The sequence below is a fragment of the Saccharopolyspora sp. NPDC002376 genome, assembly GCF_053593195.1.
Window position 1 is genome coordinate 137613 of the sequence record NZ_JBSFBZ010000009.1, and the last position, 14688, is coordinate 152300.

A 14688-nucleotide genomic window follows, 5' to 3' on the forward strand; every position below is an offset into this window, starting at 1 on the left:
GGCGATCAGGCCGGGACGAGGCGAACTCGGAAAACCGACGGCCAGTACTTTCCGGTCAGCAGGAACTCGTCGGTGCCCGGCACGGCCGCGATGCCGTTGAGCACGTCGGTGCCCGCCCGCTCGCGCGGGCTCAGCAGACCGGAGGCGTCCACGACCGCCGTGACCTCGCCGTTCGCCGGGTCGATGCGCACGATCTCCTCGGTGTGCCAGACGTTGGCGTACACCTGCCCGTCGACGCACTCCAGCTCGTTGAGCTCCGCGACCGGTGCGCCAGCCGCTCGCACCGCCACCGAGCCGGTCGGCGCGAAGCTCACCGGGTCGCGGAAGGTCAGCCGGTCGCTGCCGTCGCTCATCACCAGGCGCGAGCCGTCGAAGCACAGGCCCCAGCCCTCGCCGGAATACTCCACTCGGCGCAACTCGGCCAGGGTCTCCCGGTCCCTCTCCAACGCGACCCCTTCCTGCCAGGTGAGCTGCCAGATACGGTCACCCGTGACGGTGATGCCCTCACCGAAGAGGTCGGCCGGGAGCCGGACTTCGCGGCGCACCTCGCCGGTGGCGAGATCGGTGGCGCGGACCAGCGACTCACCCTTCAGGCCGGTGCCTTCGTAGAGGGTGTCATCGGAGATTTCCAGGCCCTGAGTGAACGAGGAGCGGTCGTGCGGGAGCACGCGGATCACCTCAGCTCGAAGGTGTGGCAGGCTTCCCGCGTGCCCAACGCCCTGATCGGTCTGCTCGCCGTTGTGCTGGCCATCGTGTTGCGCTGGTACTACCGGCGCACAGGCAACCAGCCCGAAGCCGAGCACCGCGCCGAAGAGAACTCGTCGAGCCAGGAGCCTTCGCACCCCGAAAGCTTGACACGGGCGACTGCACCGGCGACCGCGTACGGCACAATCGAACATGTGACGCCTATGCCTGCTCCGATGACCAGCCCAGGCGCGGATGCCCCGTTCGAGGACTGCGGGCAGCTCGAGCCCGCGCCCTTGAACCCGGAGCTCGCTGCGGCAGAGGACGTTGCGCGAGCTGCGGCCGAGGACGAGGCCAAGCCGGGGGATGACCCCATCGGCTCGCCGGTGCTGACCCTGGACGCCGAGGTCGCGGACCCGGTGGGGGCGCACGTCGGTGTCGAAGCCGAAGGTCCGTACGCGGCCACCCACTACTTCGAATCGAACTACCCGGGCTACGTCGGTTGGCGCTGGGCGGTGACCGTGGCCAGCCCCGGCGAGGGCGAGCCGGTCACCGTCAGCGAGGTCGTGCTGCTGCCTGGTCCGACCGCGCTGACCGCGCCCGACTGGGTGCCGTGGAGCGAGCGGGTACGGCCGGGCGACCTCGGTCCTGGTGACCTGCTGCCGACCCATGCGGACGACCCGCGGTTGGCGCCCGGCTACCTGGCCAGCGACGACCCGGCGGTCGAGGACGTCGTGCAGGAAGTCGGCCTGGGCCGCAAGCGGGTGCTCAGCCGCGAGGGCCGGCTGGAGACCGCCGACCGGTGGCAGGGCGGTGACTTCGGGCCGCGCGCCGACATCGCACGTTCCGCGCCGGCAGCCTGCGGTACCTGCGGTTTCTTCCTGAAGCTGGCCGGTTCGATGGGCGGCGCGTTCGGCGTGTGCGCCAACGAGTTCGCGCCCGCCGACGGCCGGGTGGTCAGCGTCGAGTTCGGGTGCGGTGCGCACTCCGAGGTCGAGGTGGACACCTCGTCGACGGTGCCGGTGGCCGAGATCGTCTACGACGACGCCACCCTGGACTTCGAGCCCCGAAACCCGGAGCGCGGGTGAACCAGCCGGACGTGTTCGGCACGGCCGAGCTCAGGCAGGCCGTGTTGCAGTCCTGGGAGGCTTCGCCGACCCGTTTTCGCGAGGACGCCAACGCCGAGGAGGACCTCCGGCTCGGCGGCTACCGCGATCGACTGCTGGTCGAGCTCGCGCAGAACGCCGCTGATGCCGCGGGCTCGGACGGCGTGCTGCGCGTCGAGCTCAACGGCGGTGAACTGCGGGTCGCCAACACCGGCGCGCCGCTGACCGCTGAAGGCGTGGCGGGGCTGGCCTCGTTGCGTGCTTCGGCCAAGCGCGAGGGCGCGTCGGTCGGCCGGTTCGGCGTCGGGTTCGCCGCTGTGCTGGCGGTTTCCGACGAGCCGAGCGTGGTGTCCACGACCGGTGGCGTCGCGTTCTCCGCCGCGCGGACCAGGGATGCGGTCGCGCAGCTGCCCGGCCCGGCTGAGGAGCTGGCCAAGCGGTCTGGTGAGGTGCCGGTCCTGCGGTTGCCGTGGCCGGTCGCCGGTGAGCCGCCGGAGGGCTTCGACACCGAGGTGCGGTTGCCGCTGCGCTCGGACGTCGACGCGGACGAAATGCTGGTCGAGTTCATCGATCAGGCCCCTGACCTGCTGCTCGCGCTGCCCGCGCTGACCGAGATCCGCATCGGCGCGCAGACCTGGCGCCGCGAGGACCTGGATGCGGATCGACTGGTGGTGCACGGTCCGATCGGCAGCGATCGGTGGCTGGTGCACCGGGCCGCGGGCACGTTGAGCGAATCGGCGCTGGCCGGGCTCGGCGTGGAGGCGCGGCACGCCGCGGAATGGCGTGTGACCTGGGCTGTTCCGCTGGACGACGACGGCACGCCGATCCCGCTGGCCGAGGACGTGCTGCACGCGCCGACGCCGACCGAGGAGCGGTTGTCGCTCCCGGCGCGGCTGCTGGCGAGCGTGCCGGTGGAGCCGGACCGGCGGCGCGTGGCGGCTTCGGGTGCTGCGGACGCGGTGCTGACCTTCGCCGCGGAGTGCTACCCCGAGCTGGTCAGCAAGATCGCAGCCGAGCACCGCACGGCCCTGGTGCCGCTCGCCGGGTTCCCACTGTCCGATGTGGACGACAAGCTGCGACAGGGCGTGACCGACCGGCTGCGCGTCGCCGCATGGCTGCCCGCGGCGGCCGGAAAACCGGTCGCCCCGCTGGAATCCCGCGTCCTCGAGTACGTCTCGCCGGAGCTGGTGGAACTGCTCGCCGACGTGGTCCCCGGACTGCTGAACGCGGACCTCGCCGATGCGCGTCACCGCAGGTCGCTGCACGTGCTGGAGGTTCGGCGGCTGGCCGCGGCGGAGATCGTGGAAGCGGTCACCGGCCTGCAACGCGAGCCGGAGTGGTGGTATCGGCTCTACGACGCGTTGGCGCCGATCGAGGGCGCGGACCCGGCGGCGCGCGAGGAGTTCACCGCGCTGCCCGTGCCGCTGGCCGACGGCCGCACCATTAGCGGCGTGCGCGACGTGCTGCTCAGCCACCGTGACGCCGACCCCGACCCGGCCGCCGTGCTGTCCACACTGGACATCTCCGGCCTGCGCATCGCCCACCCCGACGCCACGCACCCGCTGCTGGAGAAGCTGGGCGCACACCCAGCCGGACCAGCGGAACTGCTCGACGCGCCGTCGTTGGAAGAAGCCGTGCGCAGCAGTGTTTCCGACGCGCGCGCCGGTGTCGACGTGCGTCCGCTGGCCGAGGCGGTGCTGCAGCTCGTCGCGAACACCCAGCCGCGCGAGTGGATCGGCGCGCTGGCGCTGCCCGACGCCTACGGGGACGTTCGCCGCGCGGACGAGTTGCTGCTGCCGGACGCGGCGCTGCTGGAGGTGCTGGACGGCGAGTTCGTCGGCGATGATGCGCCGCTGGCGGTGCTCGACGAGGACTTCGCCGCCGAGTGGTCGACGGAGTTGCTGCGCTCGATCGGCGTGCTGGACGACTTCGCGGTGCAGGTCGAAGAGGATCCGCTGGAGCCCGACGAGGACTTCCAGGACATCCACCTGTGGTGGGCGGAGCAGGAGGCGTCTCAGCCGGAGAGCTGGCCGCCGCCGAGGTTCGTCGGCATCCGCGACCTGGACCTGGTCGCCGACGACGCGTGGCCTGCCGCGCTGCGACTGCTGGTCCGTAACCCGGAAACCCTGCGTGCGCTGCGAGAACCGCACAGCTACTCGTCCTGGTGGATCGAGCGCTACGCCCTGCTCGGCGGCGCCGCCCCGCGAACCTGGCGACTCCCGGAAGCCGAAGACCTGGCGGGCCTGTACGACCCGGTGCCCGATGTTGGTCTGGACGCGGAGCACCTTCGGCTCGCGGGCGTGCGCGAAGAACTCAACGTTGAGGACGCTGACGACGCCGAGGACCTCCTGGAGCGCCTAGGCGACTCGGAGCGCGCAGTGCGTGCTGGGACTGCGCTGCGCGCGCACCAGGCGTTGGCGGAAGCCGTGGCGTGCCGGACGATCGACCCGGCCGAGCTGGACCCGCCGGAGATGGTGCGTTCGATCTCCGGCGCGGTGGTCAGCACCGGTCGAGCCGTGGTGCTGGACGAGCCGTGGATGCTGGGCGTCCTGGAGGCCCCGCTGGTGATCGCCGGCGGCAGCCCGGACTGCTTCGACGCCGAAGCCCTCGCGGAGCTCCTGGACCTCCCGCTGGCCTCGGAGGAGAACACCATGCAGGTGGTCGGCGAAGGCCGAACCCAGCGCTGGCCCGAGGTAGCCCGAGTCCCGGCTGCCTGCGAACTCCTCGGAATCTCGCTGCCCATCGGCGAGATCACCCTCCACGACGGCCTCCGCGTGCGCTCCTCGACAGGGGAGCAGCGAGTCCACTGGTGGGTGGAGCCGACGGGCCGAGTCCACGCGGAGCGAACCCCGGACGGCCTGGCCCGAGCCCTCGCCTGGGCATCGGGAACCTGGCACGAACGCTTCGCCCTCGCGGCCCTCCTCTCAGACCCCGAGGCGACGACCCTGCTGCGCTGATCAGCCGAGCTGATCAGCCTTCAGGGCGCATAAGAAGCTGCTCCAAGCCCGTGGCGGGAACAGGAGCGTTCCACCGTCGCGGTCCTTGGTGTCCCGAACCCCAACGGCCTCGGGACCAGCACCGACCTCGACGCAGTCGCCTTCTTCACCGCTGTAGCTGGACTTCCGCCAACCGACCTCGACGCAGTTGGTTTCTTCGCCGCTGTAGCTGGACTTTCGCCAGTTGCTAAACGACTTCATGCTGCCCCTCCATCACTTCCGCGTGACTCGTGATCAGCTCGGCTGACTCATCTGGCGTCAGCGCCGCATCGGTCAGGCTACGTACGGCGTCCAGGAACGGGGAAGTCTCCGCAGGGGCATCGAGGAAGACGCTGGAACGTCGGTGCTCCAGGTGGACGATCGGCCGTTGCCTCTGGAACTCGAGGATCAGGTGGCTCCCGTTCAGCCCAACGTGCGCGCCAGCGGAGAAGGGGAGAACCTGCACGCTGACGTGCGGACGACGGGACACCCGCACGATCTGTCTCAGCTGCTCGGCCATCACGTCGTAGCCGCCGATCGGGCGGTGCAGAACAGATTCATCGATCAGCGCGTTGAACGCCACCGGATTCTTGCGAGTCAGGACGCTTTGCCTGCCGAGCCGCAGGGAAATCCTGGACTCGAGCTGATCGTCCTTCACATTTCCAGCGCCGATAACGGCCCTCGCGTAGTCAGCGGTTTGCAGCAGGCCCGGTACGAAACCGAGAGCCATGTCAGTGATCTGCGTAGCTATGCGCTCGAACTCCAGCAGGCCGACGAGGAGGTCGGGCAGGTCGGAATGCCCGACCTCCCACCAGTGCGGCTGATGAGCGTCGCGCGCGAGCTCGAGCAGCCGCTTGCGCTCACTCCCTTTAATGCCAAGGGTTCCGAGGATGATCGCCGTCTCGGTGCCGGTGAGGACCTTGTCGCCGGACTCGATGCGGCCGAACGTCGCGCGTGACCAACCGCATTGCTCTGCAAGCTCTTCGAGCTTCAGCCCGGCGTCTTTTCGCAATTTGCGCACTTCTGCGCCAAGTCCACGTGAACGTGCAGTTGTCATATGCCCACGCTATTTCAGGGCCTGAGACAGCGCTATTACACAAAACGGTGAACAAGATTGCGTGAAAGTTTTTTGGACTGTCTCATCGACGTCAGCAAGCGGAAGGAGTTGGGATGTCGAGTTACTTTACCTACGTCTGGCGCCCGGTCACCGGAGGTCGCCACGCTTTCCCAATAGCAGCAACGAAATCCCCACAGGAGCAGAAGGTCAAGGCGTACTGCGGAGCAGAAGCCGAAGCCGCAGAACTCCACAACAGGTCCGAAGTGGACTGGATACGTGAAAAGTCCTGCATGACCTGCTGGCGAATCCTCGCCGACCGTCCCTGAGTCCTCGCCGACTCAGAGGGCTCCCAATTTTAGGGAAATTTGGGGCACCTATCCTCGAAACCCCAGGTCAGAGGGGTTTCCAATTTTAGGGAAATTTGGAAGGGAAACCGCTGTCATGTTCTGGATCCAGCTCAGCACCTTCATCCTCTTCAACCTCCTCATCCTCGCCCTGCTGATCACCCAAGTCCCGATCCCAACCCTGAGCGTCGCCACAGGCCAACACGCAGGAACAGGAGACGGCGAGTACACGGTCTGGCACCTCATAGCCGACATCGAAGCCGAAAACAGCACCACCGACGACTATTTCCGCCGCCGCGAGCAACCTCCGACAACCCTCGAGCCCCCAGCGCAACAGGAGCCCGAGTTCCCCGACTTCGACCCCGACGACCACCCCACCGGTCGCCACCACCTGCGCCTGTAAGTGGTCGTGAGTGCAAAAACCGGCTCCAACCGGTCTACGCACTCACGACCCCCACCGAGCCGGGTCGGTGCGGCATGAGATCCCCCGGCCACATGCCGCACCGGCCCACCCCAGGTGGCCGGGCGCGAACCCCCTCCCACGCGCCCGGCCGCCAACCACCAGGAAGTCACCAATGCCGAAACCACCGCCGGCTGACTCGGTCGAGCCGCCCAAGACTGGCTGCTGGACAGCCTTCGGCTACCAAAACCACGTAATCCCAACAGAAGACTCGCGCCGTGAAGGCGGGAGTCTCATCGCGCTGTGCGGAGTCATGGCGCCCCCCCGAAGATCTCAGCCCCAGAGACAACCGCCCCACCTGCTCGGTCTGCGCCACAGAAGTCCAAAATGGACAGCTAGATTTTATCCCAGCGGATGAGGCCAAAGCTGACCAAGCGATGGCGGAGCTGGGCGAGATCTACCGGAAAGCCACCGAATAAGGCACTGGCCGCGCACCAGGTTGGTGCGCGGCCAGTCTGCTTTCTGGACCGTCAGCTCACTCGCCGAAGACCGGCGGGGCGACCTTGGGCAGGCCCAGGTCCTCCCAGGCTTCGTCCGTGTCGATCATGTACTTGTTCTCGTGCTCCTGGTCTTCCTCGCCCTGCTTGCCCTGGCCACGACCAGCGCCACCGGCCCCCGTACCGCCAGCGCCACCACGACCAGCTGCGCCAGCAGCGCCGTTGCCGGAGCCACTACCGGACACACCGCCGGAGCCCAAGCCACCGACACCAGCACGACCACCAGTACCCGGACCGCCAGCGCCCGGACCGCCAGCGCCGCTACCCAGGCCACGAGCCCCGGCGCCGCCAGCGCCGCCGGCACCCACGCCACGACCAGCGCCGCCGGCACCCACGCCACGACCAGCGCCGCCGGCACCGCCCGCGCCACCAGCACCCGGTCCGCCCGGCATCATGCCCATGCCGAGCCCACCACCGGGGCCGCCGGTGCCCGGAGCTCCGGTGCCGGGGATGTTCGTCGACGCCCCGGTGCCTGCCGGAGGCATCGAAGTCCACTGCGAAGAGCTCTGCTGCGGAGTCGTGACGTACCCACCACCGGGCAGCCCGCCCCCGTGACCGGGACCAACACCGCCACCGGGGTTAACCGAGCCACTGGCGCTGTAGCCACCACCGGTACCGCCGGTACCGCCGCTGTAGCCACTGCCGCCGGGAACGTTCGAGCCGGTCGGCATGTTGCCAACGCTCGGGTTCGTCCCGTGACCGGTCGAGCCCTGGTCGTAGGCCATCTCCGGAGCCTTCGGGTAGTACGCCAGGTTCTGCGAGACGTTTCGGGTGCTCTGGTTGTAGTTGTCGTAGTGCCGCTTGGCTTCTTGAGCTTTCTCGGTGGCCTCGCGCTCCTGCTTCTGCAGATCAGTCTCTCCGCCGACGAGCCAAGCTCCACCCTTTTCGAGCAGGTTGTCGGTCGCATCGACCTTCACCGGCTCAGGCATGCTGTTCTTGACCTGGCCGAAGTTCTGAACCTGCTGCTCTGCGGAGTTTCCGACGGACTCCGACACCTGCTTGGCATCTTCGACGAACTGGGTCATCGGCTTGAGCGAGTTGCCGTGTTCCTCTGCGGCTTGACCGCTCCAGGCAACTCCAGCCTTGCTGTTTGCTTCGTCCAGCAGACGTCCGACTTCCTCGAAGTCCGCGGCAATGCCCTTCTTCCACCCCTGGACAGAAGAGACCAAGGACGAGGTGCCGGAACCCCCATGGATCTGCTGGTACTTCTCAGGGTGGTTGAAGCCCACCTCTCGCATGATCTCGTCCGTGTCACCACGGTCCGACTCACGTGTGAGCAGGTAGCCGCCAACCATAAGTCCGAACACCGTGATCACACCCCCTTTTCGTGTTTGGTCGTGGTCCTTGTGGACGCGATCAGGCGTCCGGGATGTTCTTCAGAACTTGGCTGGTGATCTTCTCGGCGAAGCCGCACGGGTCGTCCATCTCCGGAGATCCACCGCTGTGCTTGGTGTAGTTGATCTCAACGGATTGGTCGTCAGCGACGCCCAGCTCGATTCGGCAGAGAATGTCCTGCTTGTCGACTCGGGCGCCCGGGTAGCCGTCGACGGTCGTTGGCTCGAAGTTGTCGCGCGAGCTGCCAGCTTCCTGGATCTTGGCTGGGCCACCGGAGGTGGTGTTGACCGACACGCCCACGGCGAATGCGTCGCCAGACCAGTAGCACTGCGTCTCGCCATACGCGGATGTGTCCTCTTCGGGCTTGCCGTCGCCCCCAAGCTGGGAAAGCTGGTCAGAGGTGAGCAAGTCGCACGCGTTGGTGACGGACTTGAGGTTCTTGGGCTTGTCCACCTTCGGAGCAGATGGGGCAGTGGCCGACGGCGTTTCGGCGGTCGAGCTCGGAGCGGGCGTCGACCCACCCGGCGAACAGGCCGAAATGCCCAGAACCGCAAAAACGGACACAGCGGTGATGCTGGCAGAGCGTCGCACGTGGATTCTTCCTTTAAACCTGGCGGGCGGTAGCGTTCTCGTCAGTGGTCTGGTACTCGCGCTGCGCGGCCTTCAGCTGGTCGATCTGGTTGGTGAGGCGCTTGACGCCGTCGGCAACTGCCCAGGACAAGCAGCCTTCGTTGTGGCCGGCCATCTCCTTGAGGGATTCCGTGAGCCGGTTGCTCACCTCGTCCTCGCCGGGCTTCTGAAGGCTCCCCAACTGCTGGGCCTTCTGGAGGATTCGCTCCATCTTCTCCCGCGCATCCTCGTAGGAAGCGATCAGCCCGGGAATCTGATCGATGTCGACCGAGAACGATGCCGCCTGCGTGCTGCCCCCAGCGTTGACCGCAGTGTGGATCGTCGCCGTACGCATCATCTTCTGCTGCGTCTCGATGATCCCGTCGAAGAACGACACCTCGTCCTACCCCCTTGTCCCCTAGAACAGGTACACGTCGCGCTCAGCTTGCCAGGTCTTTGATCGCTCGCGCATGAATATGACGTTGCTTAGGCCGGTTCCGTTCCCCGGCTGGTGTCGGATTGGTCCGTTTGGCCCAGTGGTGTTGACCACTCTGGGCAGGTCAAGCCGTCCGTGCGCCGGTCACCACTGGGCTTCTCGGGCTGCGTCCCGGCGGGTTTTCGTGGCGAGTTCGCCGAGGACTCGGGTGAAGGTGCTCAGGTCTGCTCCGGCGAACATTCGCTGGCCGCCGCTGTTGTAGACCGCCGTCCGGCCCTGCTGGAGGTCGATGATGCGGACCGTCTGGTCGCCCCGGTGTTCCTTGCCGCGGTCGTCCCAGATCGTCACGCCGGCTTCGCCGAGGCCCAGGCGGGGGCCTTCGAGGAGCTGGGTCATTTTGCGGAAGTTCACCGGGCTCACGCCACGGCTGCGCAGGCTCTGCTCGATCGCCCGTGGGTCCTCGCCCTGGCGGCTCGCTTCGGCCATGGCCGCGCGGACCTCCTTCAGGTCGATCGACAGCGGCGGGCGGATTCGGGCCGGCTGGTGTTCCGGCAGCGTCGAGATCAGCGCCGGGATCAGGTCGTTCGGGTGGACCGGTTCGAGGATGACCCGGTCGCCGTCGACGACGGTGCGCACCGCCGTCTTGTTCGCCTTCGTCACCGCCACGCGGAGTTCGGCGCCCTTCTTGGAGGAGAAGCGCAGGTCGTACTCGACGGTCGCGTGCGCGTAGATGCCCAGCAGCTCCATGACCCGGTCGTTCACGCCGCCCGGGTTGACCAGGCCGCGCTCGCGGCAGCGCTGCTCGGCCGCGTCGAACTCGCGCGGGACGTCCTGCACGGGGGTTCCGTAGTTGCTGTAGGCAGCGACCATCGGGATCCGCGTGAGATTCGCGCGTTCGGCCAGGATGACGTATTCGAGTCGGTCGACGTCGAGCTTCGGCACTGCTGCTGCGCTCCCCGCATTCAGGTTCAGCTGTCTGAACTGGTGACGGTTTCGCAGGCTAACGGGTCGGGCGGATCAGTGGGGAGGAATCCGCCCGCTCAACCGTCCAGACCGGACAGGCCCTGCCACGCGCCTCGGGAGCCCCGGCGGGCCGCCGAGCGCTGCCAGCGGAAGACGCCGTAGCCGATGACGCCGAGGACCACTCCGGCCACGCAGGTCCAGAACGCGGTGCGCAGATCGCTGCGCACCGCGAACAGAAGCACCCCGAGGAGCCACAGCGCGGTTCCGGTAAGCACCACCGGCGTCGGGTCGGCCAGCCTGCGGGGCAGGTGGGGGACCGGGCGGTGCCCTGCCGCGGTGGGGGTGGTTTCGCTGTCCTTTGCCACGTCAGGCAGGCTACTCCGGGTTGATGGGCGCGCGCCTCGGCGCGGTGATGGGAAGCACGATGGTGGACAAGACCGAGAGCAAGAAATCACTGCTGGACCAGTACTTCAAGATCACCGAGCGTGGGTCCAACATCTCCCGCGAGGTGCGCGGCGGGGTCGTCACGTTCGTGACCGTGGCCTACATCATCGTGCTCAACCCGCTGATCCTCGGCAGCCACTCCGCCGAGGACGTCGGGGCCAAGCGCGACGTGCTGGGCGACATCCTGCCGGTGTCGCAGGTCGCCGCGGTGACCGCGCTGGTCGCGGGTGTGATGACCATCCTGTTCGGGCTGATCGCCAACTACCCGTTCGCGATCGCTGCCGGGCTCGGCATCAACACCCTGCTGGCCGTGACGATCGCACCGCAGGTGACCTGGCCGGAAGCCATGGGTCTGGTGGTGGTCGACGGCATCATCATCCTGATCTTGGTCGCCACGGGGTTCCGAACAGCCGTGTTCAACGCGGTACCGCCCGAGCTCAAGGCCGCGATCGCGGTCGGTGTCGGCGTGTTCATCAGCTTCGTCGGCCTGGTCGACGCCGGGTTCGTGCGGCGGCTGCCGGACGCGGCCAACACCACCGTGCCGGTGGGCCTGGGCATCGACGGCTCGATCGCCTCGTGGCCGACCGCGGTGTTCGTCTTCGGCCTGGTGCTGACCTCGGTGCTGGTGGCTCGCAACATGCGCGGCTCGATCCTGATCGGCGTCGCGGTCACCACGGTGGTCGCGATCATCGTCGAGTCGGTCTTCCACGTGGGTCCGTCCAAGGGCACCAACCCCTACGGCTGGAACCTGGGCTACCCGGCGGTGCCGGAGCAGATCGCCGGGCTGCCGGACCTGTCGCTGGTCGGTGACATCTCCTTCGGCGCCTGGACCCGGCTGCCCGCGCTGGCCGCCGCGCTGCTGGTCTTCACGCTGGTGCTGGCGAACTTCTTCGACGCCATGGGCACCATGACCGGCCTCGGCAAGGAGGCCTCGCTGGCCGACAAGGACGGCAACCTGCCGGGCATCGGCAAGGCGCTGGCCGTCGAGGGCGTTGGCGCGGTCGCCGGTGGTCTGGGTTCGGCGAGCTCCAACACGGTGTTCGTGGAGTCGGCGTCGGGCATCGCGGAGGGCGCGCGGACCGGTCTGGCGAACGTGATCACCGGTCTGCTGTTCCTGGCGGCGATGTTCTTCACCCCGCTCTACCAGATCATCCCGGTGGAGGCGGCGGCTCCGGCGCTGATCGTGGTCGGGGCGATGATGATCGGCCAGATCCGCGAGATCGACCTGTCGGACTTCAGCGTCGCGCTGCCGGCGTTCCTGACGATCGTGGTCATGCCGTTCACCTACTCGATCGCCAATGGCATCGGCGCGGGCTTCGTCAGCTACGTGCTGCTGCGGGCGTTCACCGGCAAGATCCGCACCGTGCACCCGCTGATGTGGGTCGTCTCGGCGGCCTTCGTGCTGTACTTCGCGGCCGCACCGATCAGCGCGATCTTCGGCATCTGATCGTTTTAGCAGGTCAAGTCCCGTGAGCACTTTGGGTTGCCATAGCGCCCCAAAGTGCTCACGGACTTTTGGAGACGCGGGACGGTCGGATCATTAGGGTGGACGGCCGCTGAGCTGATCAGTTTGTCCGTTTCCCCGATATAGTTTGGTAGACTAACGACGTGTCCGATATTGCGGAACGCGAGCGCACCCTGGCGAGTCGGCTGCGGCTTGCGGTGGTCCGACTCAACCGGCGGCTGCGCGCGCAGAGCAGCGGCTCGAAGATCACGCTCTCCCAGCTGTCCGCGTTGTCCTGCCTGAACAAGGCCGGAGCGCTGACGCCGGGCGAGCTGGCGGCGCGCGAAGGCGTCCAGCCACCGTCGATGACCAGGGTGATCGCGGCCCTGGAGGACGCTGGACTGGTCGCTCGTCGAGCCCACCCGACCGACGGTCGGCAGGCCATCGTCGAGGTGACCGACGCGGGACGCGCCCGCATAGAAGAAGAGGTCTCCGCCCGCGAGCGCTGGCTGGACCAGCAGCTGGTGGACCTCACCGACGAGGAGCGCGCGGTGCTGTTCCAGGCCGCGGAGATCATCGACCGGCTGGCGAGCCGATGATCGAACCCACTGAGAGGCGGTAAGCACCGGAGTGGTTGACCAGCATCGATCACGCGTCGGCGAAGATCCCGGCGAAGGTCAGGGCAACCGCACCCAGAAGTCCGCCTCCGGTGGCATGTTCCGCTCGCTGCGCGAGCGCAACTACCGCTACTACGCCTCGGGTCAGGTCGTCTCGCTGACCGGCACCTGGATGCAGCGGGCCGCGCAGGACTGGCTGGTCCTGGAGCTCTCCGGGGGTAGCCCGGCAGCGCTCGGCGTGGCCGTCGCGCTCCAGTTCCTCCCGACGCTGCTGCTGACGTTGTGGGCGGGTGTCGTCGCCGACCGCTTCGACAAGCGGCGCGTGCTGATCGCCACCCAGACCGCCCTCGGCGTGTGCGGGCTGGTCCTCGGGCTGCTCAACGTCTCCGGCATCGTGCTGCTCTGGCACGTCTACGTGCTGTGCTTCGTGCTCGGCTGCTTCGCGGCCGTCGACGCGCCGGTGCGGCAGTCGTTCGTCGTGGAGATGGTCGGTCCCGCGCAGCTCGTCAACGCCGTCGCGCTCAACTCGATGACCTTCAACCTGGCCCGGATCGTCGGTCCGGCCATCGCGGGACTGCTGATCACCGCGATCGGCACCGGCTGGGTCTTCCTGATCAACGGCGTCAGCTCGGCCGCCGTCGTCGCCGGACTGGTGCTGATGGACACCGCGGCGCTGCACCGCGCCAAACCTGCGCCGAAGGAACGCGGCCAGCTGCGCGCCGGTCTGCGCTACGTGCTCGGTCGACCGGATCTGATGATCGTGATGGTGCTGGTGTTCTTCATCGGCACCTTCGGCATGAACTTCGAGAACTCCTTCGCGGTGATGGCGCGCAACGTCTTCGGCCGCGACGCCGACGGCTACGGGCTGCTGATCACGATGCTGGCCGTGGGAACGCTGAGCGGAGCGGCTTTGGCGGCGCGGCGGAGCAGCCGCGGCGGGCCGCGGATGCGGCTGCTGCTGATCGGCGCTGCGGTGTTCGGCGCGCTGGAAGCCGGGGCGGCGCTGATGCCGAGCTACGAACTGTTCGCGGTGGCGCTGATCCCGGTCGGGGTCGCGGTGATGACCTTCACGACCACCGCGAACGCGACCGTGCAGCTGGGTGTGGAGCCGACCATGCGCGGTCGCGTGATGGGCCTGTACATGATGCTGTTCATGGGCGGCAAACCCCTGGGCGGCCTGGCCTCCGGGTGGCTGGCTGAGTTGCTGGGGCCGCGTTGGCCGATCCTGCTCGGCGGGCTGGTTTCGCTGCTCGCGGCGCTGGTCGGAGCCGGGATGCTGGTTTTCCAGCGCCGAGCGTTGCGCGCCCGCAGCAGGTTAGGCTAACCTAAACCTAACCGCTTCGTGGTGGGAGCGGCAGTCAGTTCGGGAACAGATCGAGCCCCGGCCTCCTTCGGGAGACCGGGGCTCGATCGTTTTCGGCAGTTCAGCTTGTCGGAGCACTCACTGCCGAGTCCTGGGAGGGACGTCCCCGCCGGAGTCCCGGGGGATCACAGTTTCAATTGAAACTGTGATCCGCCGTGCCTGGGATTTACAGTTTCAATTGAAACTGTGGTTCCAGGTGGCGTCGGGGCGGTCAGCTTCAGGGCAGAACTGACACCCGACGCGCTCGGGCATGTCAGGCGGTGGGCAGGCGCAGGCCGTTGTAGCCGGCGCGGGCGTCGGCGAAGCGCTTGGACACCTCGTCCCAGTTCACCACGTTCCACAGGTGCTTGACGT

The 14688-nt window shown here is 67.8% G+C and carries 15 protein-coding genes; 7 read left to right on the forward strand and 8 right to left on the reverse strand.

Annotation, left to right across the window (positions count from 1 at the left end):
* Window positions 1-5 precede the first annotated feature (5 nt).
* Window positions 6-842 carry a glutaminyl-peptide cyclotransferase gene (locus ACWCO2_RS09550; RefSeq protein ID WP_450127264.1) on the reverse strand — a complete coding sequence of 279 codons (837 nt, stop codon included), beginning with the start codon at window positions 840-842 and terminating at the stop codon, window positions 6-8.
* Between ACWCO2_RS09550 and ACWCO2_RS09555 the strand changes: the two genes are divergently transcribed.
* A complete protein-coding gene (locus ACWCO2_RS09555) occupies window positions 753-1772 on the forward strand; it encodes a DUF3027 domain-containing protein (protein WP_450127265.1) in 1020 nt (339 codons plus the stop codon). The genes ACWCO2_RS09550 and ACWCO2_RS09555 overlap by 90 nt on opposite strands.
* On the forward strand, window positions 1769-4747 hold the full coding sequence (locus ACWCO2_RS09560) for a sacsin N-terminal ATP-binding-like domain-containing protein (RefSeq protein WP_450127266.1): 2979 nt from the start codon (window positions 1769-1771) through the stop codon (window positions 4745-4747). The genes ACWCO2_RS09555 and ACWCO2_RS09560 overlap by 4 nt, the downstream gene beginning before the upstream one ends.
* On the opposite strand, the gene ACWCO2_RS09565 is transcribed toward ACWCO2_RS09560, so the two are convergent.
* A complete protein-coding gene (locus ACWCO2_RS09565; RefSeq protein ID WP_450127267.1) occupies window positions 4748-4987 on the reverse strand; it encodes a DUF397 domain-containing protein in 240 nt (79 codons plus the stop codon).
* Window positions 4974-5822, reverse strand: coding sequence for a helix-turn-helix domain-containing protein (locus tag ACWCO2_RS09570; protein WP_450127268.1), 849 nt, complete (start codon window positions 5820-5822; stop codon window positions 4974-4976). Before ACWCO2_RS09570 ends, ACWCO2_RS09565 begins: the two co-directional genes overlap by 14 nt.
* 113 nt (window positions 5823-5935) lie before the next feature.
* On the opposite strand from ACWCO2_RS09570, the gene ACWCO2_RS09575 reads away from it, so the two are divergent.
* Both ACWCO2_RS09575 and ACWCO2_RS09580 read left to right on the forward strand, forming a co-directional pair.
* Complete coding sequence (locus tag ACWCO2_RS09575) at window positions 5936-6148, forward strand: hypothetical protein (RefSeq protein WP_450127269.1); 213 nt, start codon at window positions 5936-5938, stop codon at window positions 6146-6148.
* Window positions 6149-6263: 115 nt separating this feature from the next.
* Window positions 6264-6569, forward strand: coding sequence for a hypothetical protein (locus ACWCO2_RS09580; RefSeq protein WP_450127270.1), 306 nt, complete (start codon window positions 6264-6266; stop codon window positions 6567-6569).
* A 532-nt stretch (window positions 6570-7101) separates the two neighbouring features.
* Here the strand turns inward: ACWCO2_RS09580 and ACWCO2_RS09585 are convergent.
* The 5 genes from ACWCO2_RS09585 to ACWCO2_RS09605 all read right to left on the reverse strand — a co-directional run bounded on the left by ACWCO2_RS09585 (window position 7102) and on the right by ACWCO2_RS09605 (window position 10831).
* Window positions 7102-8361 (reverse strand): PPE domain-containing protein, encoded by a 1260-nt coding sequence (locus ACWCO2_RS09585; RefSeq protein ID WP_450127271.1) that lies wholly within the window; start codon window positions 8359-8361, stop codon window positions 7102-7104.
* A gap of 118 nt (window positions 8362-8479) precedes the next feature.
* Window positions 8480-9049, reverse strand: a complete 570-nt coding sequence (locus ACWCO2_RS09590) for a DUF3558 domain-containing protein (protein WP_450127272.1) — start codon at window positions 9047-9049, stop codon at window positions 8480-8482.
* A 13-nt stretch (window positions 9050-9062) separates the two neighbouring features.
* The gene (locus tag ACWCO2_RS09595; RefSeq protein WP_450127273.1) at window positions 9063-9464 is read right to left on the reverse strand and encodes a hypothetical protein; all 402 of its coding nucleotides are present in this window, start codon (window positions 9462-9464) and stop codon (window positions 9063-9065) included.
* A gap of 183 nt (window positions 9465-9647) precedes the next feature.
* Window positions 9648-10445, reverse strand: a complete 798-nt coding sequence (locus ACWCO2_RS09600; RefSeq protein WP_450127274.1) for an ESX secretion-associated protein EspG — start codon at window positions 10443-10445, stop codon at window positions 9648-9650.
* Window positions 10446-10543: 98 nt separating this feature from the next.
* The gene (locus ACWCO2_RS09605; RefSeq protein WP_450127275.1) at window positions 10544-10831 is read right to left on the reverse strand and encodes a DUF2530 domain-containing protein; all 288 of its coding nucleotides are present in this window, start codon (window positions 10829-10831) and stop codon (window positions 10544-10546) included.
* A 59-nt stretch (window positions 10832-10890) separates the two neighbouring features.
* Between ACWCO2_RS09605 and ACWCO2_RS09610 the strand changes: the two genes are divergently transcribed.
* The 3 genes from ACWCO2_RS09610 to ACWCO2_RS09620 all read left to right on the forward strand — a co-directional run bounded on the left by ACWCO2_RS09610 (window position 10891) and on the right by ACWCO2_RS09620 (window position 14295).
* Window positions 10891-12357, forward strand: a complete 1467-nt coding sequence (locus ACWCO2_RS09610) for an NCS2 family permease (protein ID WP_450127286.1) — start codon at window positions 10891-10893, stop codon at window positions 12355-12357.
* Window positions 12358-12518: 161 nt separating this feature from the next.
* Window positions 12519-12953: a MarR family winged helix-turn-helix transcriptional regulator gene (locus ACWCO2_RS09615; RefSeq protein ID WP_450127276.1), complete on the forward strand. Its 435-nt coding sequence runs from the start codon at window positions 12519-12521 to the stop codon at window positions 12951-12953.
* 115 nt (window positions 12954-13068) lie between these two features.
* Window positions 13069-14295, forward strand: coding sequence for an MFS transporter (locus ACWCO2_RS09620; protein ID WP_450127287.1), 1227 nt, complete (start codon window positions 13069-13071; stop codon window positions 14293-14295).
* Window positions 14296-14688 lie beyond the last annotated feature (393 nt).

Bases quoted from the DNA above. Each gene is read 5' to 3' on its own strand.
- ACWCO2_RS09575 (WP_450127269.1), top strand. From the start codon at position 5,936: ATGTCGAGTTACTTTACCTACGTCTGGCGCCCGGTCACCGGAGGTCGC.
- ACWCO2_RS09620 (WP_450127287.1), top strand. From the start codon at position 13,069: ATGTTCCGCTCGCTGCGCGAGCGCAACTACCGCTACTACGCCTCGGGT.
- ACWCO2_RS09570 (WP_450127268.1), bottom strand. From the start codon at position 5,822: ATGACAACTGCACGTTCACGTGGACTTGGCGCAGAAGTGCGCAAATTG.
- ACWCO2_RS09565 (WP_450127267.1), bottom strand. From the start codon at position 4,987: ATGAAGTCGTTTAGCAACTGGCGAAAGTCCAGCTACAGCGGCGAAGAA.
- ACWCO2_RS09585 (WP_450127271.1), bottom strand. From the start codon at position 8,361: ATGCGAGAGGTGGGCTTCAACCACCCTGAGAAGTACCAGCAGATCCAT.
- ACWCO2_RS09580 (WP_450127270.1), top strand. From the start codon at position 6,264: ATGTTCTGGATCCAGCTCAGCACCTTCATCCTCTTCAACCTCCTCATC.
- ACWCO2_RS09610 (WP_450127286.1), top strand. From the start codon at position 10,891: ATGGTGGACAAGACCGAGAGCAAGAAATCACTGCTGGACCAGTACTTC.